Below are 23443 nucleotides of genomic sequence, written 5' to 3'. Positions count from 1 at the left end.
ATTTTAGGAGGATCGCCATGAAAAAATCCGCTCTTTTGTTTGCCCTCATCCTTGCCGTTCTTATCCTTCCCCTTCAGACGCTGGAAGCGCATCCCGGCCGAACGGATGCAAACGGCGGACATACTTGCAGAACGAATTGCGAAAAGTGGGGATTGCAGTACGGCGAATACCACTATCACAACAAAGGAAGCAGCTCGTCCGGCAGCCGTTCTTCCGGCAGCAGCCAGGCGAAGCCCGCTTCATCCAAGCCGCCAGCCGCCAAGCAAGCGCAGCCGAAGCCAGTCTTGCCCAAAGTCATTGTAGCAGTAGACCAGGCGAACGTTTTTACCGCTCCCTCCGCCGACTCGTCAGTAGCTGCAACGCTCTGGTATGGTTTTGAGCTTGTCGACTCCGGTACTCACCCTGCTTTCGTCACCATCGGCCAAGGCTTCGTCTCCAAGAAAGTCATTACTTCGTACACGCCCATCCCCCCGAAGGTAGTCAGCATTCACGCGGATAAAGGCTACTTCTTCTCCACGCCTTCCGCGGAGAGCCGTGGCAGGGGCTATGCCGTGAAATATGCGCTGGTCCAGGTCGTCGGTGAGCACGGCGACTGGTACTACGGCTCCACCCAGGACGCACAAGGCAATGTCCTGGTCGGCTTCGTCTCGAAAAGCGTCGCTTACTGACAACGAGCAGGCTCGCCAACGATACGGTTACGCCCGCATCCATTCTGCTTGGCACAAAAAAGAGGACTTGGGCACCATTCACCGCTGCACCAGTCCTCTTTTCTTGTTGAAAAAACACCAGCCGCCTTCGCTTCACGATCCCAAAAGCTGTCTCAGAAGCGATTCGCTCTTGTACAAAATATCCAAGTGAGTGGCTTCGACGTAATATTTGTCCCCCTCCAGCGCAAACACGCTTTTTGCCATGACGCTGCCGTCGCCAGCCGAGCTGCTGATGGAACCCACAACTCTCCCATCGACCCATTTGGTCGGGGATTGCGACGGCACCGTGTGCAAGTAGTGAATCGTCTGTTGCCCGATCCCGGCCACAACGGTAACGCGGATGTTGCGCTCGTAAATCAGCTCCATCGTGCTGTTGAGCAGGTCCATGTAATGGTTTTTGACCACCATGCGGCTGTACGGAACAAAGCTCTCCGCCCCGTTTTTCTTCTCCAGCAAGTACTCTCCGTAGTCAGCGGAAGGCACCAGATCAAGCAGGCTCGGAAAATGTCTCTGGATCGCCTGCACGCGTTTAAACGGCTTGCCTTGCTCCAAATAGGCGAGGTAGACATTCATGTAGATTTCCAGCACATTTCTTTTCCCCGGAACCGTGCGCGGGAGCTTTCCTCCTGCCCAATAGCAATAGCTGATCGGCGAGCCTGCGTTTGGCGTGGCAAAAGCCAGCAGTTGGTCTACGTCGTTTTGGTACGTATCTCCTTGCACGTACGCTCTGGCAACCAGGCCGCCCATGCTGTGGCACACGAGATTGACATAGCTTGCGCCTGTCGCCTGCTTCGCCCACTGGATGACGGGCACGAGAGAGTGCTCGGCGGAAATGCCAATGGGCCTGCGCCAGTCATAAAAAGCGACAAACAGCTGTTTATTCAGTCGGTACCCCATTTGTTCCAGCATGCGAATGAACGGTTCATATGCGGTTCGCGCAAGACCGAAGCTCCAGTCCCCCGTCCCCGGTATAATCTGATCGTTCATCGACCCAAACAGCCCGGGAACAAACACAATCGGCACTTTTTGCGAAAGAAAAGAACTCATCCTGCTATTCCTCTCCCTAAAATGGCCTATGTCTTTGCCTATTCCCCGTCAGCTTGGGTGGTTCCAGCTCGTTTTTTCCTCCCACACCGCCGTAACAAAGCGCTATAATAAACGTCTAACGATTAGCGAGAGTTTTGCAGCAAATAATACGTGTCGGAGGATTCACAAAATGAAGGTACGCAAGTGGTTGATGCTATTGCTCATGTTCGTGCTGTGCATTCCAGCGCTGGGGACATCTGTGCAGGCTGCGCAGGCCGCTCCGGCGATCAGCATCTTTCTGGACGGGCAGCCCGTCAGAAGCGATGTCGCTCCGTACATCATTCCCAAAGTCAATGTGACGATGGTTCCTTTGCGGGTCATCAGCGAAAGTCTTGGCGCAGAAGTCTACTGGGATCAAAACTTGCAGACGGCCACGATTTTGAAAGGCGATACCGTGCTGTCCATGACGGTCAACCAGGCGCATGCACTCGTAAACGACAGCACCGTGCCACTGGATGCTTCTGTCCAGAACAAACAGGGCCGGGTGATGGTTCCGCTCCGCTTTGTCTCCGAGCAGCTTGGCCTGCAGGTAGGCTGGACGCAGGAGACGAGAACGATTACGCTGTCGACGGGCAGCCCCGTAGCCGTTACGCCGACTCCCCAGGACATTCCGGGTGGAAATGACAGCACTGTCGTCGTCCCACCAGCGCCTCCCGTCTCCACCAACGGTTCGCTGCGCGGGGTATGGATATCGACCGTGTACAATCTGGACTGGCCTTCGACTGGCTCCTACGGAAACCAGGCCAAGCAGCAGCAGGAATACATACAGCTATTGGACGAGCTGCAAGCCCTGGGCATGAATGCCGTGTTCGTGCAGGTGCGCCCTTCTGCGGACGCCTTGTACCCGTCCTCGCTCGTGCCGTGGTCGAAATATTTGACGGGCACGCAAGGGAAAAATCCCGGCTACGACCCGCTCGCGTTCATGGTGGCGGAAACCCATCGGCGCGGCATGCAGTTCCACGCCTGGTTCAATCCGTTCCGCGCCAACGTGGACGCGAAAACCGACCAGCTGGCCGCCAATCACGTCGTGAAAAAGCACCCGGAATGGATCGTCAATTCCAGCAACAAGCTGTACATCAATCCGGGCATCCCGCAAGCCCGCCAGCAAATCATTGCGGAAATCATGGAAGTCGTGCAGCGCTACGACATCGACGGCGTGCATCTGGACGATTACTTCTATCCGTCCAACGGCACCTTTAACGACGATGCGACCTTCAAAAGCTACAACAGCAAAAAGATCGCGACAAAAGCGGACTGGCGACGCGACAACATCAACCAGTTCGTGCAGCAGCTCCACCAATCGATCAAAAGCGTCAAGCCGCAAGTCCAGTTCGGCATCAGTCCATTTGGCGTCTGGCGCAACATCGCCGTCGATCCGACCGGCTCCGATACAAAAGCAGGCGTCACTGCTTACGACCACATGTACGCCGACGTCCGCACCTGGATCAAGCAAGGCTGGATGGATTACGTCACGCCGCAAATTTACTGGAGCCTCTCCTTTGCCCCCGCCCGGTACGACAAGCTCGTCACCTGGTGGGCCAACGAGGTACGCGGCACCAACGTCAAGCTGTTCATCGGCCATTCTCCGTACAAGCTGGGCACAGCCGAAGCAGGCTGGCAAAGCTCTCAGGAGATTATCCAGCAACTGAATTTCAATGCAACGATCCCCGAAGTCCAGGGTAGCGTCTTCTTCAGCGCCAAAGATTTGCGCAAGAACCCGCTGGGCCTGCTGCAAGCACTCAGCAGCTACTACAGCCGTTAAGGGATCGACAAAAACCCCCGAACCAGGAGCAGCGTTCAATCGCTGTCTGGCTCGGGGGTTTTTCATGGCCTGCGCGTTTTGCTTTCGTTTTGCTTTAGTTTTGCGTCAGTTTTTCGACAAAGAAATCGAGCTGCGCTTCCAGCGAAATCGGATCGTTAAAGAACGAGCCGTCGCGGTCGAGCTGGAATACCTTGTTGTTTTTCACAGCAGGAAGTGCTTTCCAAACGCTGGAGCCGTACACGCTCTGTGGATCGGCGTCGTCTCCGGACCACGCGCTGGTGAAAATGTAGTCGCCCGCGAAGTCCGGCAGTGTTTCCAGCGAGACATCCGCCCAGCCGGTGCCGCTGTCGATCGCAGCCTTTTGCGTTGCGGCAGGAGCCTTCAACTGGAATTCGCCGTAAATAATTTCGCCGCCTCGGCCGTAGTTGTGTCCGAAGGCATAGATTCCTTTGGCGTAAGGCTGAAGGATGGCAACCGTTTTGTCGCCTACCGCCGCTTGTACTTTCGGCTTCAGCTCAGCGATCTTTTTGTCCCAGGCAGCAATCCACTCTTTGGCTTTGTCTTCTCTGCCCGTCATTTTGCCAAACTCCAGCAGTTGCTCGCGGAACGTTTTCTTGCCGTACGGAATCGCTACTGTCGGCGCAATTTTGGAGAACTCCGCCAGATTTTTATCGCCTTCAAAGACGACGATCAAGTCTGGATTCATCGCGAGCACCTTCTCTACGGAAGAGCCGTCGCCAACGCTTTCGATGCCGTCCAGCTTGCCTTTCATGTACGGGTTTTTCATGACGTGATCCGTAATCCCGATCGGCTTGATGCCCAAAGCCAGAAAATCTCCGACGTAGCTGTCTGCGAGCACGACCACTCGTTTCAGGTCTTTCGGAATTTTCACCTCGCCATTTACTGCTTGGTAGGTGATAAATTCGCTGTCGCTCTCGGCTTTGGCTGGAGCAGCCGGTTGCTCTTGCGCCGGTTGGGCAGCGTTATTGGCCGGTGCTTGTCCGCAAGCGGACAAAAGCCCGACAAGAACCAGCATGAAAGCCAGCAGAAGGACTTTGTAAGAACTCGTTTTGCGCAAAGTGAATCTCCTCCAAACCACTTAATAATGATAATCATTATCGCTTAATTTTATCACAAATCACCGATTTCGCCACCCCTTTTGCGCAAGAAAATGTATCATTCTTCGCTGTACAAAAAAATGCCGCGAACAAGTCATCCGCGACATTTTGGCTGTTGCTTCTTCTATTTTTTCGGCAAATCCGGTTTGGCCTGATAGTGAAAATTCGGCGACTCCATCCTGTTGTCGTACATGCTGTGAAAAATGTGCGTCGCTGCAGGAGAAATCGGTGGAATCAGCCATGTCCAGTCCCCTGTAATCGCACGGCTATTTTTCGCTTCCCGTTCCTCAAAACGTTTGAACTGCTGACTGGCTGTATGGTGATCGACAATCGAAACCCCTTTTTCCTTGAACGAATGCAGCACGGCTACATTCAGCTCGACCAGCGCCTTGTCCTTCCAAAGCGTCGCTTCCCGGCTCGTATCCAGACCCATGACCTCCGCGACTTTGGGCAGCATGTTGTAACGCTGTTCGTCCGCCAGATTGCGCGCCCCGATCTCGGTCCCCATGTACCACCCGTTAAAAGGAGCCGCCACATAATCCAGGCCGCCGATTTCCAGGCGCATGTCCGCAACGATCGGCACGCCGTACCACTGCAGGCCGAGGTCTGCGAAGCCAGGTATTTCCGGGTGCGTAATCGGCACTTCGATGACCAGCTCTGGCGGGATCTCAAAAAATTGCGGCGAGCGATCCCCGATTTGCACGACCAGCGGCAATATGTCGTAAGGCGTGCCAGCCCCCTGCCACCCCAGGCTCAAGCAGAGCTTCGTCAGCTCAAGCGAGGCGGGATCGCCCAGGATGCCGTACTCCGTCTCGTATCCGGCGTAGCGAATCAGTTGATGGTTCCAGATGCGCAGCTGCGGCCGCCCCGGTATGGCAGGGGCAAAAACGGTAATGGTCGGGCGCACTTTCCCGCCATTCGTCGCGAACTCGATGTGCTGCAGCAACGCCTGGGCCATCTCCTCCTCTGTCTGGACATGGCGCTCATCCAACACAATCAGCGATTCCCAGAAAAAGCGTCCAATGCATCTATTGCTGTTGCGCCACGCCATTTTTGCCCCGTGGCGCAGCTCTTCCTCGGTATGCTCATAATACCCTTGCGACTCGATTTGCTGCCGGACTTCCTGCAAACGCTGCTCTGTCTCGGCCGCCGTTTTATTCAATTCGCTGTAGCAGGTGCGGATAAAACGTTGAGCTGCTTCAAACAGTTGATTTGGTTCCATAGTACCCTCTTTCCCGCTGAAAAGGCGCTTCCTCGCTGTGTATGTACCTTCATTATAGTTTTCCCGAACTTGCATTACCAATCTCCCGGGCATTTCGACACATATCTGTAAAACCTCGTGCCATCTTTGTGAAAAACAACAGCCAGGGCCATCTGACGTGACCCTGGCTTTTTCTATCCAAGATGACACGCTGCCCGCCGCAGTTCGCCGAACAGCTCTCCCCCCTTTTTTCCGTTTTGCACGATATTTGCGCGATAGTCGATTCGGCAGCCATTTTCCGCCCGCGCCCGCCCCTGCCCCGCATGCAAAATAAACCAGCGATTCAGCCTCAAAAATAGATTGCAAATCGCAAGAGAAAGGTTTACATTTTTTCTGAATGATAATGATTTTTATTATCAATGTATAAGAATCTACTTATATAGTAGCTAAGGGGATGTTTTTACATGATGAAAAAATGGGGTTACCCGCTGTCCGCCGTTGTACTCGGATCTTCGCTGTTGCTGTCTGCCTGCGGCAGCACCGAGACGGCAAACGAGGAGAAAAAGCCTGAGGCCGCTCAGCCGGACAAGCCGGCCGCTGCCGAAACCCCCGCGAACACCGCTGCCGTAGACCTGCAAGCTCCCATCGACGCCTACCGCAAATGGGTCATTGAACAGACAGACCAGCTGGTCAAAGCGACAGAAAGCTTTACGGCCGCCGTCAAAGCTGGCGATATGGAAAAAGCGAAAAGCGAGTATGCGCCCGCCCGCGCCTATTTTGAACGAATCGAGCCGATCGCGGAATCGCTCGGTGATTTCGACCCGTGGATCGATGCCCGCGAAGGCGATGTTCCCGATAACGAATGGCGCGGCTATCACAAGCTGGAAAAGGCGCTCTGGGAAACCAAATCGGTCGCCGACCAAGGTCCGGTGGCAGACCAGCTGCTGCAAGACGTCAAACAACTGCGCGTGAAAGTCGAGAGCGTGGATATCGACGTGAAAATGCTCGTAACAGGCGCGGTCGAGCTTTTGAACGAGGTTTCGACCAGCAAGGTCACAGGCGAAGAAGAGCGCTACTCCCACACCGACCTGTATGATTTCGCAGCAAACGTGGAAGGTGCGCACGAGATCTTCAAAGTGCTCAAACCCGCTGTCGATGCCAAGGACGAAGCCTTGTCCAAAGAGATCGAAACCCGTTTTGCCGAGCTTGACGCCGCACTCGCTCCTTATCGCAAGGACAACGGCTACGTTTTGTACACCGAGCTGAAGGAAGATCAGGTGAAAAAACTGAGCCAGTCTCTGGATGCCTTGGCTGAACCGCTGTCCAAAATGGGGACAATCATTGGGGGCTAACCTGATGGAAAACAAACATCCCGCAAGCGACAAAACAACGCTGACACGTCGCGAGGCGCTGAAGCTGGCAGGCATCGGGGGGCTCGGACTGATTCTCGGCGCTACCGGCGTGAAATCGCTTCTGTCGTCCGCTCCCGCCAGCGAAAAAACGGCTGCAACGCCTGTGCTTGCCGACGGAATCGTTCCTTTTTACGGCAAACATCAGGCCGGGATCATTACACCTATGCAGGATTTTATCTGCATGGGTGCTTTTGATTTCACGACGACCTCGCTCGACGATGTGCGCAAGCTGTTCCAAAGCTGGACCGTGGCGGCAGCCCGTTTGACGGCCGGGAAAACCGTGGACGAGGAGAGCCGCAGCCCTCACCTCCCGCCCGCCGATACAGGCGAGAGCGCGGGGCTGAACCCGATGCGGCTGACGATTACATTCGGGCTTGGCGCTTCCTTCTTCGACGAGCGCTTCGGGCTTGCCGCCAAACGCCCCGCTGCACTGGTCGACCTGCCCCGCTTCAACAGTGACGAAATACGCAAGGAATGGTCTGACGGCGATATCGTCGTCCAGGTGTGCGCCAACGATCCGCAGGTGGCTTTTCACGCGCTGCGCAACCTGGCCCGCATCGCGCGCGGCAAGGCTGTCCTCCACTGGGTTCAGGAAGGCTTCCAGCGCACCGGGGCAGCTGACCCAAGCGGCTCCACTCCCCGCAATTTGATGGGCTTCAAGGACGGAACCAACAACCCGAAGGTCAGCGACCCGGCTGTGGCAAATGAAATTGTCTGGGTGCAACCCTCGGACGATCCAGCCTGGATGGCAGGCGGAAGCTACATGGTCATGCGCCGAATCCGCATGCGCATCGAAGTCTGGGACCGCTCTGCTTTAGACGATCAGGAAAATACGTTTGGCCGCCATCGCGATTCGGGCGCACCGCTTGGCAAAACAAACGAGTTTGACGATCTGGAGCTGGATCGCAAGGACGCAAACGGCAATCCGGTCATTCCGGCCAACTCCCACGTCGCTCTGGCCCACATGGAAGGCAAAGTCAAAATCCTGCGCCGCGGCTACTCGTATTCGAACGGCTTGGATGCGCGGACCGGACAACTGGACGCCGGACTGCTGTTTATCTGCTTCAATCGGGACCCGCGCAAGCAGTTTATCCCGATGCAGCAAAAGCTCGCTGCCGTCGATTTGCTGAACGAATACATCACCCACGTCGGCAGCGGCCTGTACGCCTGTCTGCCCGGTGCCAGCGAAGGCGGCTATATTGGAGATACGCTGTTTTAACCTACTAGCAAGGATGGAGTGAACCCCCTTGACACGCAATCTTTTTTCCGTTTTCCTCTGCCTCCTGCTGCTCCTCTCCGGACTGTCGACTGCCTTCGCAGCGCCACTTGCTCCCGAGCAGCTCAAACAGTTGATCGCCCTCTCCAGCGACGCGCTCATCAGCAGCAGCGATAACAATTGGGACGAAGCGACAAAAGCCGTTGCCAGCATAAAAACCATCTGGGCAGCGAACGCAGACGATACCTCCGCCGTCGCAGAGGCGCTGTCGACTGCCATCGCGCAAGCCGAGCAGGCTCTCGCCCAGGTACAGTCCCAGCCGGAGGACGCGGCTGCCGCCATCTCCAACCTGGCCAAAGCAGCCGATCGCTACGTCTCTGCCCAGGAATCACCGGCACAGCCAAAAGAAAAGGCGCACAAACAGATCGGGGCCCTGCTGCCTTTTCTGGAAAAAAGCCTGGCCGCCGTCGAACAAAGCGACTGGACGCAAGCCAAACAGCAGTACAACCGCTTCGTCGAAGGCTGGTACAAAGCGGAAAGTCTCGTTCGTTCGGAAAACGCCGCCGTTTACGGCGATATGGAAGTGAAAATAAGCGGGGCGCGCATCGCCTTGAACACCGAACCGCCCCATCCGCAAAAAAGTACGGAAAAGCTGCAAGCGCTGCTGCAAGCGGTCCAGGACTACGTGTCAGGAAAAGCCGGGCAAAAGACGGCAGGAGCGACGGGGGCGACAGGCTCGGCAGAACAGCCGTCCATCTCCTCCCTGCTTGAACTCATCGGCTCTGTGGAAGCGGACATCGCCAGCCAGAACGCGGAGGACGCTGCGGGGAAAATGGACAGCTTCATCGCCACATGGCCTCTGGTGGAAGGCGTGGTCATGACCAAATCGCCTGCGACGTACAGCAGCATAGAAGCCAAGATGGTGGCCGTACCAACGCTGATTTTGTCCACCCCGCCACAATGGGACAAAGCCACAGCGCTGCTTGGCGAGATGAAGGCAGAGCTGGAGCCGTTCGCCACCGCTTCCTCTTACACCGCCTGGGATGCGGGACTGATTTTGTTCCGCGAAGGCTTGGAAGCGATCCTGATTATCGTGTCGCTGCTCGCCTTCCTGCAAAAATCGGGAAATGCGGACAAGCGCAAATGGGTCTGGTCAGGCGCCGCGCTCGGCGTAGCGGCCTCCGCCATTCTCGCCGTGGTACTCGCCATCGTCTTTTCCAACCTCGCGACAGGCAGCTCGCGGGAGACAATCGAAGGCATTACCGGGCTGATTGCCGTATTCTTCATGCTGACCATCGGCGCCTGGCTCCACAAAAAGTCGAACTTGCAGGCATGGAACGATTTTGTGCAAAAATCAATCGGCTCCTCCCTGGCAAAAGGCGCGCTCTGGTCGCTTGCTTTCACCGCTTTTCTCGCTGTCGCCCGCGAAGGCGCGGAAACGATCATTTTTTACATGGGGATGGCCGCGACGATTTCCATGGCGGACCTGGCGCTCGGTATCGTCGGAGCACTGGTCGTGCTCGCCCTCATCAGCTTCGTCATCATCAGGCTCAGCGCGCGGATTCCTGTCCGTCCGTTCTTCCTCGTCGCCAGCCTGCTTTTGTACTACATGGCCTTCAAGTTTATCGGGGTCAGCGTCCACTCGCTTCAGGTCACAGGCAGCTTGCCCGCACACAGCGCCGATTTCTTGTTCCATCTGCCTGATCTGGGCATATATGCGACCTGGGAGACCACGATTCCGCAGCTGGTCATTCTTGCGGTCATTCTCGTCAATCTGTCGCTTTACTCGTGGAAAAGACCAGCCAAAGGAGTCCCTCGTATCCCCTGACTGAAAAAGAAGCAGGCTCGAACAATCCCCGACACGGAGCGGTAAGGTAAACCCAGGCGGCGCCAAGCCATTGGCGTAGCCTGGGTTTACGTATTCCAGTTGGAGAATCTGCTCATTCGTATGCGTGCAAAAAAAAAAAAGACGAGCGCTACGGCTCGCCCTTCCTTTTCTTCCCTTTTTTACAGCTTGATCGCAATCAGCTTCAACTCGGTCAGCTCTTCGACGGCATATTTGATGCCTTCGCGGCCAAATCCGCTGTCCTTCACGCCGCCGTATGGCATGTTATCCACGCGGAAGGTCGGAATATCGTTAATCATCACGCCGCCCACTTCCAGCTCCTCTGCCGCGCGCATGGCTGCATGGATATCGCGCGTGTATATGCCGGCCTGCAGGCCAAAGCGGGAGTCGTTCACAGCCGCAATCGCCTCGTCCATCGTCTCAAACGGCGCGACGACAACGATTGGCCCAAACACCTCCTGGCAAGACACGGAGGAGTGGCTGCTCACGTTCGTCAGGATCGTCGGAGCAAAAAGGCGGTCGCTCACCGGTTTTCCGCCTGTCACGACGCGCGCTCCGGCATCCACCGCTTCCTGTACCCACGCTCCCATCCGCTCATGGTCTTTGGCGGAAATGACAGCGGACATGTCCGTTTCCTCCTGCAACGGATCGCCCAGCACGAGCTTTTCTGTCGCCGCCTTGAATTTGTCCAGGAACTCCTCATACTTGCTCTGATGAACATAGACGCGCTGTAGGGAAATGCACACCTGTCCGCTAAAGGAGAAGGCTCCCGTCACGCAGCGGTCGATCAAGCTCTGCGTAATCTCTACGTTGTGGTCGATGATGACCGCAGAGTTCGAGCCAAGCTCCAAGGTCACGCGCTTCAATCCAGCCTTGTTTTTCATCGCAATCCCGACCGCAGGGCTGCCCGTAAAGGTAATCGCGGCGATCCGACTGTCGCTGACGAGCTTCTCGCCGACGACGGCGCCTTTTCCCGGAAGGATGTTCAGCGCTCCCGCTGGCAATCCCGCCTCGGCAAAAATATCGGCCAAAATCAACGCGCTGAGCGGGGTCTGGCTGGCCGGCTTCAGCACGACGGTATTTCCTGCCGCAACCGCCGGGCCGACTTTGTGTGCGACCAGGTTAAACGGAAAGTTAAACGGCGTAATCGCCCCGACCACGCCGATCGGCTTGCGTACGGTAAAAGCGAGTCGTCCCTCGCCTCCCGGAGCCGCGTCGAGCGGTACGGTTTCCCCGTGAATTCGCTTGGCTTCCTCCGCCGCGAATTTGTACGTCTGAATCGTGCGAGCGATCTCAATTCGTCCCGTGCGCAACGGTTTGGCCGCTTCCTGGGCGAGAATCACGGCCAGCTCCTCCTTGCGCGCTTCCATGCTCGCCGCCGCTTTTTCCAAAATCAGCGCCCGCTGGCTGGCTGGCAGCTTCGCCATCGTTTTTGCCGCAGCGTTGGCCGCCCGGATCGCTTCATCGACATCCGCCTCGTTCGCCTGGGCGACCTGTGCCAGCAGTTCGCCGGAATAGGGTGAGTACAGCGGGGCGTATTCGCTTGCTTCTTTCCATTGACCATTGATATACAAATGCTTTTTCATGCGTACCTCCCTGATGAATTAGTGAGTCACGTATTGGCTTTTCAGCACATCGGTCATGATATCCAGCGCTTCTTGCAGCTGCTCGTCGGTAATCACCAGCGGAGACAAAAACCGCAGCACGTTGCTGTGCACTCCGGCGGAAAGCACGATGACGCCGGACTCGTAGCAGCCTTTGGTCAGATTCGCCACCAGCTCTTTGGCAGGCTGCTTCGTTTTGGGATCGATAAATTCTACCGCGCACATCGCGCCCAGTCCGCGGATGTCCGCAATTACAGGGAATTCCGCTTGCAGCGCTTGGAAATGCGTCTTGATCGCCTTGCCAATCTCTTTCGCGCGTCTGGGCAAATCCTCGCGCTCCATCTTCTCGATCACCGCGAGCGCCGCTACGCAACCGAGCGGGCTGCCGCCGTAAGTACCGCCGATTTCGCCCGGATTGGGCGCATCCATAATTTCTGCGCGCCCGGTCACAGCGGATATCGGCAAGCCAGCCGCGAGCGACTTCGACATCGTAATGAGGTCAGGTTCGATTCCGAAATGGGTCGAAGCGAACATCGCCCCGGTACGGCCAAAGCCTGTTTGAATCTCATCGGAAATGAACAGGATCTGATGCTTTTTGCAAATGTGGAAGACGCCTTGCACGAACGCTACAGGCGGCACGATGAAGCCGCCTTCGCCCTGAACCGGCTCCATGATGACGGCCGCTACTTCCTCCGGCGCAACTTCTGTCAGCAGGAAGTCTTCGAATTGGCGAACGCAAAATTGCGCGTACTCATCCTCCGTCATGGAAGCCGGCTTGTTCAGCGGATAAGGAAATTGCGCCTTGTAGGTAGCGGGCGCGAACGGCCCCATCTCGAATTTGTACGGCTTCACTTTGGAGGTCAGCGACATGCCCAAGAGCGTGCGTCCATGGAATCCGCGGCTAAACGAAATGATGCCGGGACGTCCGGTGTATTTGCGGGCGATCTTTACGGCGTTTTCCACCGCTTCCGCTCCGCTGTTGGCCAACATCGTTTTCTTTTCGAAGCTGCCGGGCGTGATTTCGGCGAGCTTTTCCGCCAGGGCCACATACGGCTCGTACATGCCGACGTGGAAGCACGGATGAATGTATTTGTCCAGCTGTTCTTTCACCGCATCGACTACCTCCGGCGGGCAATGCCCTGCGTTGAGCGTGCCGATCGCGCCTGCGAGATCAATGAACGTGTTGCCGTCGACGTCTGTCACAAGAGCGCCGGAAGCCTTTTCTACAAAAATCGGCGTATTGTTCCCGATCCCTTTTGGCACAAACTGTTTTCTCTTCTCGATCAGGGCGGCCCCTTTCGGACCAGGTACACCAGCAGCGACATGAACGAATTTGCGTGGGTTGGACATAGCGTGATCTCTCCTTGTATGAGATGGATAACAGCAGGGTAATGCCTTCGCTGACAATCAGGTAGCAATACCCGTGCCAACCGAAAAGCTTGCCGGAGCCGCACAGGCAACACGGGCATGGGGCGCAGTAATTCAAAAATGAATCAAAAACCGCCAAAAACTCGATTCATTTTTGAATAGTCGATTCGTTTTTGAATTAACGGGAGCGAATTCGGTATTTTTGCAGCTTGCGTACGACAGACGGCTGACTGATGCCGAGAAACTCCGCCATCTCCGCCGTCGTCCGATAACGCTCTGCCGCATGGCGCAGCCATTTTTCCTCCACCTGCTCCAGCGCATCCCGCAACGACATTCTCGCCAACGCTGCACCCGGCTCCATCGCTGCCTGCTCCTCACCCGCCGCCCGAATTTCGGCGGGCAGGTGCTGCAACGTAATCACATCTTCGTCCGCTGTCACGACCATCCGTTCCAGGACGTTTTCCAGCTCCCGCACATTCCCCGGCCAGTCGTACTGCATCAAGGCATGGGTCGCCGCTGCATCCAGCCGCTTGTTCATTCCGTACCGCTCATTCAGCGTGCGCACAACGAGCTTCAACAACGCGGCGATATCCTCCGGCCGATCGCGCAAGGCTGGCACCTGAATCGGCACGACGTTCAGCCGGAAATACAGATCCTGGCGAAACTTCCCTTCCCTGACCATCTTCTCCAGGTCGCGGTTAGTCGCGGCGATCAGACGAAAATCAACGTCCCGGTACTGCATGCTGCCCACGCGCTGCAACCGTTTTTCCTGAATCACCTTCAACAGCTTTGCCTGCAAGGTCAGCGGCAGCTCTCCCAGTTCGTCCAGAAGCAGCGTCCCCTCGTTCGCCATCTCGATGATCCCTTGCTTGCCCTGCTTGCCTGCGCCCGTAAACGCGCCTGCCTCGTAGCCGAACAACTCCGATTCCAGCAGCCCTTCCGGAATCGACCCGCAGTTGATTTCCACGAACTGCCCGCCTGCTCGCCGACTGTTGCGGTGAATCTCCCTGGCGATGACGTTTTTGCCGACGCCGGATTCCCCAAGAATAAGCACGGTGGAGTCAACCATCGCCACCTTTTTGATGAGGCGGTCAATGTCGCGCATCGGCTGACTGACGGCCACGAAGCCCTCCTGGTTTTTCTCGCGCAGCTCTTCGATCTCTGACTCAAACTGCTTCAATTGCTCCGTCAGGCTCTCGTAACGACGCTTCAATTCCAAAATTTCCGTTAAATCGTGCGAATAGCTGATGACGGAATGCATGCTACCATCGGCATTCCACAGCGGATAGGCCGTCACCATCAGCTTTCTGCCCCCGGGAATTTCCTGCATCATCGTCTGCGGCGTCTTCGTATCCATCACCTTACGCGTAACGGATGGCGAGAATACTTTCTCTTTTTCCAGCTCGATGACGTTTTTGCCCAGCAGTTCATCTTTGCCGATCCCGTACATTTCGTAGGACGAATCCCCGACTAGCTGAATATAGCCTTCCGGGTCCGTGATGAGCAGATGATCGCGCGACGTCTCCACGATGCCTTCCAGCACGCGGCTCATCCATCGCTCCCGGCACTCTTCCTTCTTCATTCGTCCGCCTCCTTTTGGCTTCAGGCTGGTGTCGCCTCTTCCGCTTGCCAGCTTGTCCCCTTCGCCTTTTCCCCAAACCGTTGCTGCCTTCGCGGACGGCTATATTTATGTCCTTTTATTATAGATTATTACAGAATAGAAAATAGCACTTGCCAGAACAACGAAAGCCAAAACAGCCGTACATGCATCGTCGGCTGTTTTGGCTGCCCTGCTCGTTTGTGTTACGAAGAAGTCACACTGTCGCTCGCCCGAAAAAATCGTTCCACCAACTCTTCCGAAACATCGCCCAAAGTACGGTACGTATAGCGGGGAGAACGGTCCCTATCAATGAGAACCGAGCGAACCCCTTCAAAAAAATCGGGATGCCGCATAAAGTTTTGCGCAAGTACAAGGTCTGTCGCAAAGCATTCTTCCCTTGTTTTGTTTTCGCCATCGACCAGTTGTTTCAAGGTGACTTTCAGGGAGCTGGGCGACTTCTCCAGAATAGCGGCTTTTGTTTTCGCGGCAAACTCGCTCTCCTCTGCTTCCAGGGAGGCAAGGATTTCCTCGATCGTGGCAAACGCAAAGTGACGGTCAATCGATTCGCGCAGAGCGGCAAGCTGTCCCTCGCCTGCTGGCGTTTCCGCATACGCCTGAATCAACGGGTCCAGCTCCACCGCCGCCTTTTCTCCCGTCCAATCTTTTTGTTCCAGCTCGCCAAGAAACGCTTTCAGCCGCTCGCTGGCCATGTACACGTCCGCCGCCTGGCTGTACAGCACATCGGGAGCCTGAATGACAGCAGCGGTCAAAGCGAGGTATCGGCCGACATATCCAGGTGCCTTGTTCAGAAAATACGCGGCGCCTACGTCCGGGAAAAAGCCAATATTCATTTCCGGCATGGACCATTTCGTGCGCTCGGTCACGATTCTGTGGCTGGCTCCGTAAGTCAACCCGACTCCGCCTCCCATCACCACTCCGTCGAGTACAGCGACGATCGGTTTGCCGAACGCGTAAACCATCTGGTCCACTTGGTACTCGTCCGCAAAAAAGCGAACGGCTTTTTCCAGCGCTTCCGCACCTGTATTCGCCTCGTACAGCGCTTTTATATCCCCGCCTGCGCAAAAGCCTTTTGTCCCTTCTCCTTTTATGACCACGAGGCGGACGTTCTCCTTGCCCGCCCATTCACGCAGTCGTTGCCCGATAGCCAAAACCATGTCGTGCGTAAGCGAATTGATCGCTTGCGGCCGGTTTAGCGTGATCGTAGCCAGGCCATTGTCGCCAACGGAAAACAGCACGTCGTTTGTCATGGAATCCTCCTTTTCAGGAATGAGTAAAATGCGGCTTTCGCTTCTCAATGAACGCTTGAATCCCTTCTTTGGCATCGGCTGTCGCGAACAGCTCGGCAAATTTTTGCCATTCTATTTCCAGCCCTTCCGCCATGCTTCCCCTCTCGCTGTGCGTGATGCACGCCATTGCCCGCGCAACGCTCGTCATGCTCTTGCCTTCTATCAGGGAGTGGCTATCGCCGGATAATCTCGCCCTTTCATTTCGTGTAATGGGCTTTGATCACGCTCGGATTCTCTATCGTCAAGTTGTTCATTATGCACGTCTGAAAATCGTTGGTACAATACTCGACTGTCCCAAACCTAAAGTCATTCATCCGTCACGTACCCTCCTGAAAATCCGCACAAAAAAAACAACTTCTGCAGAAGTTGTTAAGAGGCGAATGAATACCGAAATAAGCATGCCGATTGTCAAAATCAAAAACACGCCCATCCATTTCGCACTTAACACCCCCTATCCTCGTAGGTATTGATGTTGTGCTCAAACAGGCAGGTCTCCTGGCTTATGTTCATCGCTTTTCGAACCTTCCCATTTTCGGCTGGCGAAAACAGTGGCATCTTCGAATCGCTCCCAATTACAGTTGCGGGACAGCGTCGGATTCTAACCGTACTTCCCTTTTAAGCAGATAACGCTATCTGCACCTGTTTGTACACGTATTTAGTTTGCCCTGAATATAACATCTATTCAGAAAATTAACAATCGGTTTCTTTTCTATATAATGGGTGCTAGAAAGCCAGCTTCTCTCGGAAAGCTGGCCTGACGCTTCTACACTTTTTTCACGAACGCTGATTTCAGTTTCATCGCACCCAACCCGTCGATCTTGCAATCGATATCGTGGTCGCCGTCCACCAGGCGAATGTTTTTGACCTTTGTGCCGATTTTCACGACCATCGAACTCCCTTTTACTTTCAGGTCTTTGATGACCGTGACCGTATCGCCGTCTTGCAGGACATTTCCGTTGGCGTCCTTGATTACTTTTTCACCGCTGTCCTCGGCTTGTGCCTGCAATGTCCACTCGTAGCTGCATTCCGGACAAATGAGCATGCTTCCATCCTCGTACGTGTACGCGGAATGACATTTGGGGCAGTTTGGCAATGTACTCATGTTTTTTTATACCTCCATCCCATTTCGGCTCATTGTAACATAGGATGGCTTTTCATGCATGGCTGCTGCCAAATCCCGAACGAAACCACACCCCAGCCATGAACCGCCGTTCCTCGGATTGTAGCGTTATCCGTGAATCGCATGTCCCAACGCGCCGCGAACCGCCTCCAGCAGCACTTCCGATAGCGTAGGATGGGGGGCGATAAAGCTCTCCATCGCATCTGCTGTCATTTCCGCATGCAGGAGCAGCGCGGCTTGCCCGATCAACTCTGTTGCCAGAGGGCCGACCAGCGTCACGCCGACGATCTCGTGGTACGTTGGCTCGACCAGCACTTTTACTTTGCCTGCGGCTTCCTGCACAATCATCGCCTTGCCGTTGGCCGAAAAAGAAAACTCGCCGACGAGCAGCCCTTCGTATCGTTCTCTGGCCTGTCGCTCTGTCAGCCCGACAGAAGCCACCTCCGGGGAGGTATACATGCAGCGGGGTACAGCCCGCAGGTTGAGGATCGCTTCCTCGCCGCACGCCTGGCGGGCAGCGACCTCGCCTTCGTGAAAAGCTACGTGGGCAAGCTGAATCGTTCCGCGCGCATCCCCTGCGGCATAAATATGCGGCTGGCTCGTCTGCAAGCGCTCGTTTACCTCGATCCCGCGCGCTGTCGCTTGCACCCCGGCCCGCTCTAGCAAAAGTCCGTCCAGCCGCGGCTTTCTTCCGATCGCGACCAGGACGGCATCTGCCGTGAGTTCCCTGACGCCTTCCGGAGTACGGATACGCGCCAGCCTGTTCGTCCGATCGAGTGCCTCCACACGGCTTGCCAGATGCAGCTGCACGCCCTCCTGCTTCAAGCCGCGCTCCAGAAACACCGCGATGTCAGCGTCTTCTCCGGGCAACAATTGCTCGGCCATCTCCACGATGACGACCTGGCTGCCCATTCTGCTGTACACCGAAGCAAATTCGCAGCCAATCACTCCTCCGCCCACGATGAGCAGCACGGGCGGTGCCTTTTCCAATTGCAGGCAGTGGCTGCTATTCAAAATCCACTCTCCGTCGAATGGAGCAAACGGCAGGGCGATTGGCTCCGCCCCGGTCGCTATAATAAACTTCTCCGCCTCTACGCTGCTCGTACCGTCTGCCGTTTCCACCTGCAAGGCTCGCTCGTTTTGAAAGGCGGCGCGCCCTCGCATCACTTGCACCTGGTTGCGTTTCATCAGGTACTGTACGCCGCCTGTCAGCTTTTGCACCACACTCTGTTTATAGGCGTGGATTTTGTCCCACTGTACCCGCACCCCGTCACCAGCAACTTCGATGCCAAAGCGATCTGCGTGCAGTACCTGACGATACGTGTCCGCGCACTCCAGCAGCGCTTTGGTCGGCATGCAGCCTTCGTTCAGGCAGGTGCCGCCCAGTTCCTTCTGCTCGATCAGCACCACCTGCTTTCCGGCGCGCGCCGCCGTGATCGCCGCCACGTAACCCGCTGGTCCGCCGCCGATAATCGCGATATCGTACATGCTCTTCCCTCCCTAGACCAGCAGGCTGTGCGGTTCTTCCAGGTAAGACCGGACTGTCGCCAAAAACGCCGCAGCCGGAGCGCCGTCAAGCACCCTGTGGTCAAACGTCAGGGAGAGCGGCAACAGCGTGCGGCGCTTCAGCTCGTCGCCGACGAATACAGGCGTGTCTTTCGCCGCTCCGACGCCCAATATCCCGGCTTCCGGCGGATTCAACACAGGCGTAAAGGTGTCCACGCCATAGCTGCCCAGATTGGTGATCGTGAAGGTAGAGCCTTTCATTTCTTCCGGCGCCAGCTGATTTTGTTTGGCCCGGGCGCTGACGGATTTCAGTTCGCTGGACAGCTCGGCCAGCGTCTTATGCTCGGCCTGGCGAATGACGGGGACGACCAGACCTTTTTCCAGCGCGACGGCGATTCCCAGATGAACCTCTTCGTACAGCTCGATCCGGTCTCCCACATACGCGCTGTTCATCTGCTTGTGCCGCAAAAGCGACAGAACGACTGCCCTGGCAATCCAATCGGTAACGGACAGCTTGAGCTGATAGCGGCGCTCCATTTCTGACGAGAGCTTTTCCTTCAGCTGCAAAAGCTCGGTGATGTCCGCCTGCATCGTGATCGTCAGTTGGGCGCTTTGCAATAAGCTCTGATGCATCCGCTCGGCGATGACTTTGCGCATGCCGGAGACAGGAATGCGCTCGGGCTGCTTTTCGGAGACGGTGGAGACCGCCCGACCGCTGCCCTCCGCAACAGGTGCAGCGCTCTTCTGCGCTCCGGCATCTTGTGCCACTTCATTCAGCGCTTTTTGTCCGCCAGCCTGAATGACGCGCTCCACGTCTTCCTTGGTAATCCGGCCCTGCGGCCCTGTGCCCGTCAGCCTGGTGTAGTCAATGCCCGCTTCCTCCGCCATTTTACGTGCCACCGGGGAGATTTTGATGCCTTCCCGCGGACGGTCCAGTACGGCAGTTGCCGTTGTTGCCGCTGGCTCTCCTGCTTTTGTCCGCTGCTCATCCGCAACCGCCAGCGCAGCGGCCGACTCGGCAGTCGCGTTGACCGACACGGCGGCAGAGGCCGTGCCTACCTGCTCTCCTGGCTGTCCGATCACCCCCAGCACCGTGCCATAGGGGACCACGCCGCCCTCGGGCACCTCGATTTTTAACAGCACGCCATCTGTAGCGGCCTCTACTTCCATTTCAATTTTTTCCGAGCTGATGTCGACGATGCCTTCGCCCTTTTTTACCGCCTCTCCCTCGCGCTTCTTCCAGGCGATAACCGTTCCTTCCACCATTGCCATTCCCAGCTTGGGCATGATGATATTTTCTGCCATTTCGCTCTCTCCTCTCCTGCCTTGCCTATGCGCTTGTGTTCAGCCGAAAAAGCACCCGGCATTTGCTCGTTGCCGACAGCCGGGTGCTGCCCAGTCGATCAGGAAACGGCGGTAATCGAAGCGTCCCCGATCATTTCCGACACGACCTGAATGACCTTCTGCGGTGATGGCAAATACAGGTCCTCCAGCACCGGGGAAAACGGAACAGGGGTATGCGGCGCTGTAATCCGCTTGATCGGCGCATCCAGCGTATCGAAGCCTTTATCCGCCACAAGGGCGGCGATATCGGTAGCGATGCTGCAACGCGGATTCGCCTCGTCAATCACGATCAGACGATTCGTTTTCGCCACGGAAGCCAAAATCGTATCCTCATCCAGCGGCGACAGCGAACGCGGATCGACTACCTCGACCTCGATTCCTTTTTTCGCCAATTGGTCGGCTGCCGCAAGCGCTGTCTGCACCTGCTTGCCGATCGCGACAATCGTCAGGTCGCTGCCTGCCCGCTTGATGTCGGCTACCCCCAGCGGAATCGTGTAGTAACCTTCCGGAACTTCTCCCGTCGTGTTGTACAGCGTCTTGTCCTCGAAGAAAATGACCGGGTCGTTGTCCTCGATGGCGGCAAGCAGCAAGCCTTTTGCCTCGTACGGTGTAGACGGCACCACTACCTTGATGCCCGGGATGTGCGTGAACATGGCGTACAGACTCTGCGAGTGCTGGGCCGCCGCCCGGAATCCGGCGCCGTGCATGGTACGAATCGTGATCGGCACCTGCGCCTTGCCGCCGAACATATAGCGGAATTTCGCTCCCTGATTCATCACCATGTCGAGGCAACTGCCGATAAAATCGTTGAACATCAGTTCGGCAATCGGTCTCATTCCGGTTGCCGCAGCCGCCATCGCGGCCCCGATGTAGCCTGCTTCGGTGATCGGCGTATCCAGCACGCGGTCGCGGCCAAATTCCTGCACAAGCCCTTTGGTTACACCCAGCACGCCGCCCCACGCTTCATCGTCCTGCAAATGATCCACCTGCGCGCCGCCTGCCACATCCTCCCCCAGCAAAATCACGTTCTCATCGGCTCTCATCGCCAGCTTCATCGCTTCGTTTACAGCAGCAGAAAAACTGATTTTTCTCGTCATGTCCCCATCCCCCTCTCTTAGTACGACACGTACACGTCAGTCAGCAGCTCATCGGCATTCGGATACGGGCTTTCCTCGGCAAAGCGGATTGCCTCCTGGATCGCCGCTTCCACAGACTGCTCGATTTCCGTCAGCTCCGTGTCTGCAAGCGTCTGCGATGCCGACAAATGTTTACGGAACGTCGCGATCGCATCCTTTTCGTTCAGATGCTCCTCTTTGTCGCTCTCTTTTTTGTATTTCTGCGCATCCCCTTCGAAATGCCCGTAGTTGCGGTAGGTCACACATTCGATCAGCGTAGGGCCTTCGCCGCGCCGCGCACGGGCTACTGCTTCCTCCGCCGCCCGGTAAACAGCGAGCACGTCTTTGCCGTCCACTCGCACGCCCGGCATATTGTAACCGTTTGCACGATCGGCGATATGTGTGCAGCTGGAAGCGTATGTGAACGGCGTCGCCTCTGCGTACCCGTTGTTCTCAGCCACAAACACGACAGGCAGCTTCCAGATCGCCGCCAGATTCAAGCCCTCGTGGAAGGTTCCCTGGTTGTTTGCGCCATCTCCAAAGAAACATACGCTGACCGCATTGGTCCTTTTCAGCTTGGCTGTCAACGCCGAGCCGCACGCCAGCGGGAATCCGCCTCCGACAATGCCGTTTGCCCCCAGCATGCCTTTGTTCAGGTCCGCGATGTGCATCGAGCCGCCCTTGCCTTTGCACAGCCCTGTCGCCTTGCCGTAAATCTCCGCCATCATTCCATTCAAGTCGCATTCCTTGGCAATGCAGTGGCCGTGACCACGGTGCGTGCTGGTAATGCTGTCCTGCTGGTTCAAATGTACGCCCAGCCCAACCGCAATCGCCTCTTCTCCCGCATACAAGTGGACAAAGCCTGGCAGCTTGCCCTGTCCGAACAACACGTGAACCGCGTCCTCGAATTTGCGAATCTCCAGCATTTTGCGGTACATCCACTTCGCCTGTTCACGGGACAGCACCTGTTTTTCCGCCTGGATTCCTTTCATCAGATACGCCTCCTCCGTCGTGACTTGTCTGGAACGACCGGTCGATCGCTCTTGCCCTTTTCTATGTGCAATCCTTGTGCCAGTCTGGGGCTTGTCCGCCAAAAGCGTGTATCTGCGCCACTATTCCGACGATTCTCACTGAGACACGTCCTTCTCTGGTGAGACAAACGGAGACGCCGTCCCATTTTGTCTCATTTTTTCTCGTTTTCTCACGGAGAACCGCGCCTGCTCCTGCTTCTGGCCCGGCCTGGTCAGCGCGAAAATAAAATAAGCCGGTTCTCAAGAACCGACCAGATGACGCTGCCTTTGTTTTAACGTATGGAGCGCAGTCTCTGCCTCCCGGGCAAGCCATGGCGGGCAGACATCCATTAGCGTCAGGGATGCTTCTGCCTGTGTATGTAGCACCTCGTGTATTCGTGCGGCCATCCCTGCTGCTCCTCCTGGCACGCCCAGCTCGGACAGGCTTGCCATCCGTTCAGGCTGCACCTGCGGATATTGTTCGGCAAACGCTCCTTGGGCAGCCGTCTCGTAAAAGGACTGGACAATCTCTCCGTACATGCGCCCGCAGCCCTCGGCATTGATGAATGCCTGCACGGAAACGGCGCGCGTCAAACGCCGCTGGGCAATCCCGCAAAATTTATAGCCGTCGATGGCAAGGTCATACGTCCCCGGACAATAGGAGCCTGCCACCTCCCCGCTGCGCATGCGTTTTCCGTCGGTGCCCAAAGCTGCGCGAATCAGCTCGACCATTTGCACGAAAAACGGCTCGGGGTTCAAGTCGTAAGCTCCGACAGGCAGCACCAGCGACAGGTTGACCACGCCCGGAGCAAGCGGAACGGCTGCTCCCCCCGATTGGCGGACAGCCGTGCGATATCCTTTTGCCTCCAGCTCGCGGACAGCCTTTGCCGCCTGCGGCAGCTTGGCGTCTCGCGAACCCAGCACCACCGCTTTTTCATGTCGCCAGAGGTTAACCAGTGGCGCGGTCCTTTCGCCCTTTGCACACAGGCGGGCGTACGCTTCGGCGATGCCAAACGGGACAAGCACTTCCCCCGTGTGCATCCGGGAGGTCGTATCGAGCAGCTGCACAGCCGTTTGTCGCCATGTTGGTTGCATGCGTGCGTTCCTCCCTGTTGTTTTCG

19 protein-coding genes and 1 riboswitch are annotated in these 23443 nt (G+C 56.5%); of the genes, 5 read left to right on the top strand and 14 right to left on the bottom strand.

Annotated features, from left to right (window positions below; translation table 11 throughout):
• Positions 1-17 precede the first annotated feature (17 nt).
• Positions 18-668, top strand: coding sequence for a YHYH domain-containing protein (locus ACTHO6_RS03865; RefSeq protein WP_440239561.1), 651 nt, complete (start codon positions 18-20; stop codon positions 666-668).
• 132 nt (positions 669-800) lie between these two features.
• Here the strand turns inward: ACTHO6_RS03865 and ACTHO6_RS03860 are convergent, their stop codons facing one another.
• Complete coding sequence (locus ACTHO6_RS03860; RefSeq protein ID WP_440239559.1) at positions 801-1754, bottom strand: lipase/acyltransferase domain-containing protein; 954 nt, start codon at positions 1752-1754, stop codon at positions 801-803.
• A gap of 169 nt (positions 1755-1923) precedes the next feature.
• On the opposite strand from ACTHO6_RS03860, the gene ACTHO6_RS03855 reads away from it, so the two are divergent.
• On the top strand, positions 1924-3555 hold the full coding sequence (locus ACTHO6_RS03855) for a family 10 glycosylhydrolase (protein ID WP_440239557.1): 1632 nt from the start codon (positions 1924-1926) through the stop codon (positions 3553-3555).
• Positions 3556-3649: 94 nt separating this feature from the next.
• Here the strand turns inward: ACTHO6_RS03855 and ACTHO6_RS03850 are convergent, their stop codons facing one another.
• A complete protein-coding gene (locus tag ACTHO6_RS03850; protein ID WP_440239555.1) occupies positions 3650-4633 on the bottom strand; it encodes an iron-hydroxamate ABC transporter substrate-binding protein in 984 nt (327 codons plus the stop codon).
• Positions 4634-4797: 164 nt separating this feature from the next.
• Positions 4798-5895 carry a nitric oxide synthase oxygenase gene (locus ACTHO6_RS03845; protein ID WP_440239553.1) on the bottom strand — a complete coding sequence of 366 codons (1098 nt, stop codon included), beginning with the start codon at positions 5893-5895 and terminating at the stop codon, positions 4798-4800.
• 443 nt (positions 5896-6338) lie between these two features.
• Between ACTHO6_RS03845 and efeO the strand changes: the two genes are divergently transcribed.
• The 3 genes from efeO to ACTHO6_RS03830 are packed head-to-tail and all read left to right on the top strand — an operon-like array spanning position 6339 to position 10330.
• Positions 6339-7226, top strand: coding sequence for an iron uptake system protein EfeO (efeO, locus tag ACTHO6_RS03840; protein WP_440239551.1), 888 nt, complete (start codon positions 6339-6341; stop codon positions 7224-7226).
• 4 nt (positions 7227-7230) lie between these two features.
• Complete coding sequence (gene efeB / locus ACTHO6_RS03835; protein ID WP_440239549.1) at positions 7231-8505, top strand: iron uptake transporter deferrochelatase/peroxidase subunit; 1275 nt, start codon at positions 7231-7233, stop codon at positions 8503-8505.
• A gap of 28 nt (positions 8506-8533) precedes the next feature.
• Positions 8534-10330 carry an FTR1 family iron permease gene (locus ACTHO6_RS03830; RefSeq protein ID WP_440239547.1) on the top strand — a complete coding sequence of 599 codons (1797 nt, stop codon included), beginning with the start codon at positions 8534-8536 and terminating at the stop codon, positions 10328-10330.
• Positions 10331-10509: 179 nt separating this feature from the next.
• Here ACTHO6_RS03830 and ACTHO6_RS03825 read toward each other — a convergent pair whose 3' ends face one another.
• The 11 genes from ACTHO6_RS03825 to ACTHO6_RS03775 all read right to left on the bottom strand — a co-directional run bounded on the left by ACTHO6_RS03825 (position 10510) and on the right by ACTHO6_RS03775 (position 23417).
• Complete coding sequence (locus ACTHO6_RS03825) at positions 10510-11934, bottom strand: aldehyde dehydrogenase family protein (protein ID WP_440239545.1); 1425 nt, start codon at positions 11932-11934, stop codon at positions 10510-10512.
• Positions 11935-11952: 18 nt separating this feature from the next.
• Positions 11953-13302: a 4-aminobutyrate--2-oxoglutarate transaminase gene (gene gabT / locus ACTHO6_RS03820; protein ID WP_440239543.1), complete on the bottom strand. Its 1350-nt coding sequence runs from the start codon at positions 13300-13302 to the stop codon at positions 11953-11955.
• Positions 13303-13498: 196 nt separating this feature from the next.
• The gene (locus ACTHO6_RS03815) at positions 13499-14902 is read right to left on the bottom strand and encodes a sigma-54 interaction domain-containing protein (RefSeq protein WP_440239541.1); all 1404 of its coding nucleotides are present in this window, start codon (positions 14900-14902) and stop codon (positions 13499-13501) included.
• A 221-nt stretch (positions 14903-15123) separates the two neighbouring features.
• The gene (locus ACTHO6_RS03810) at positions 15124-16188 is read right to left on the bottom strand and encodes an enoyl-CoA hydratase/isomerase family protein (protein WP_440239539.1); all 1065 of its coding nucleotides are present in this window, start codon (positions 16186-16188) and stop codon (positions 15124-15126) included.
• Positions 16189-16201: 13 nt separating this feature from the next.
• The gene (locus tag ACTHO6_RS03805) at positions 16202-16375 is read right to left on the bottom strand and encodes an enoyl-CoA hydratase-related protein (RefSeq protein WP_440239537.1); all 174 of its coding nucleotides are present in this window, start codon (positions 16373-16375) and stop codon (positions 16202-16204) included.
• Positions 16376-16695: 320 nt separating this feature from the next.
• Positions 16696-16885: riboswitch (cobalamin riboswitch) on the bottom strand.
• Between the two features lie 105 nt (positions 16886-16990).
• On the bottom strand, positions 16991-17329 hold the full coding sequence (locus ACTHO6_RS03800) for a zinc ribbon domain-containing protein YjdM (RefSeq protein ID WP_440239535.1): 339 nt from the start codon (positions 17327-17329) through the stop codon (positions 16991-16993).
• Positions 17330-17455: 126 nt separating this feature from the next.
• Positions 17456-18835, bottom strand: coding sequence for a dihydrolipoyl dehydrogenase (lpdA, locus tag ACTHO6_RS03795; RefSeq protein ID WP_440239533.1), 1380 nt, complete (start codon positions 18833-18835; stop codon positions 17456-17458).
• Positions 18836-18847: 12 nt separating this feature from the next.
• Entirely contained in the window at positions 18848-20158 is a 1311-nt protein-coding gene (locus ACTHO6_RS03790; protein ID WP_440239531.1) for a dihydrolipoamide acetyltransferase family protein, read from the bottom strand.
• A 98-nt stretch (positions 20159-20256) separates the two neighbouring features.
• Positions 20257-21294, bottom strand: a complete 1038-nt coding sequence (locus tag ACTHO6_RS03785) for an alpha-ketoacid dehydrogenase subunit beta (protein WP_440239529.1) — start codon at positions 21292-21294, stop codon at positions 20257-20259.
• Positions 21295-21311: 17 nt separating this feature from the next.
• A complete protein-coding gene (locus ACTHO6_RS03780; RefSeq protein ID WP_440239527.1) occupies positions 21312-22304 on the bottom strand; it encodes a thiamine pyrophosphate-dependent dehydrogenase E1 component subunit alpha in 993 nt (330 codons plus the stop codon).
• 279 nt (positions 22305-22583) lie between these two features.
• Complete coding sequence (locus ACTHO6_RS03775) at positions 22584-23417, bottom strand: lipoate--protein ligase family protein (protein WP_440239525.1); 834 nt, start codon at positions 23415-23417, stop codon at positions 22584-22586.
• Between the last annotated feature and the right edge of the window lie 26 nt (positions 23418-23443).

This window comes from Brevibacillus sp. SAFN-007a (assembly GCF_051967035.1).
Lineage (GTDB): Bacteria > Bacillota > Bacilli > Brevibacillales > Brevibacillaceae > Brevibacillus.
Note: the sequence above shows the minus strand (reverse complement) of the source record. Positions and strands in the feature narration are given on the sequence as shown.

Coding starts and splice junctions, on each gene's coding strand:
- ACTHO6_RS03865 (WP_440239561.1), top strand. CDS start 18: ATGAAAAAATCCGCTCTTTTGTTTGCCCTCATCCTTGCCGTTCTTATC.
- ACTHO6_RS03860 (WP_440239559.1), bottom strand. CDS start 1,754: ATGAGTTCTTTTCTTTCGCAAAAAGTGCCGATTGTGTTTGTTCCCGGG.
- ACTHO6_RS03855 (WP_440239557.1), top strand. CDS start 1,924: ATGAAGGTACGCAAGTGGTTGATGCTATTGCTCATGTTCGTGCTGTGC.
- ACTHO6_RS03845 (WP_440239553.1), bottom strand. CDS start 5,895: ATGGAACCAAATCAACTGTTTGAAGCAGCTCAACGTTTTATCCGCACC.
- efeO (WP_440239551.1), top strand. CDS start 6,339: ATGATGAAAAAATGGGGTTACCCGCTGTCCGCCGTTGTACTCGGATCT.
- efeB (WP_440239549.1), top strand. CDS start 7,231: ATGGAAAACAAACATCCCGCAAGCGACAAAACAACGCTGACACGTCGC.
- ACTHO6_RS03825 (WP_440239545.1), bottom strand. CDS start 11,934: ATGAAAAAGCATTTGTATATCAATGGTCAATGGAAAGAAGCAAGCGAA.
- gabT (WP_440239543.1), bottom strand. CDS start 13,302: ATGTCCAACCCACGCAAATTCGTTCATGTCGCTGCTGGTGTACCTGGT.
- ACTHO6_RS03815 (WP_440239541.1), bottom strand. CDS start 14,902: ATGAAGAAGGAAGAGTGCCGGGAGCGATGGATGAGCCGCGTGCTGGAA.
- ACTHO6_RS03810 (WP_440239539.1), bottom strand. CDS start 16,188: ATGACAAACGACGTGCTGTTTTCCGTTGGCGACAATGGCCTGGCTACG.
- ACTHO6_RS03805 (WP_440239537.1), bottom strand. CDS start 16,375: ATGACGAGCGTTGCGCGGGCAATGGCGTGCATCACGCACAGCGAGAGG.
- ACTHO6_RS03800 (WP_440239535.1), bottom strand. CDS start 17,329: ATGAGTACATTGCCAAACTGCCCCAAATGTCATTCCGCGTACACGTAC.
- lpdA (WP_440239533.1), bottom strand. CDS start 18,835: ATGTACGATATCGCGATTATCGGCGGCGGACCAGCGGGTTACGTGGCG.
- ACTHO6_RS03790 (WP_440239531.1), bottom strand. CDS start 20,158: ATGGCAGAAAATATCATCATGCCCAAGCTGGGAATGGCAATGGTGGAA.
- ACTHO6_RS03785 (WP_440239529.1), bottom strand. CDS start 21,294: ATGACGAGAAAAATCAGTTTTTCTGCTGCTGTAAACGAAGCGATGAAG.
- ACTHO6_RS03780 (WP_440239527.1), bottom strand. CDS start 22,304: ATGAAAGGAATCCAGGCGGAAAAACAGGTGCTGTCCCGTGAACAGGCG.
- ACTHO6_RS03775 (WP_440239525.1), bottom strand. CDS start 23,417: ATGCAACCAACATGGCGACAAACGGCTGTGCAGCTGCTCGATACGACC.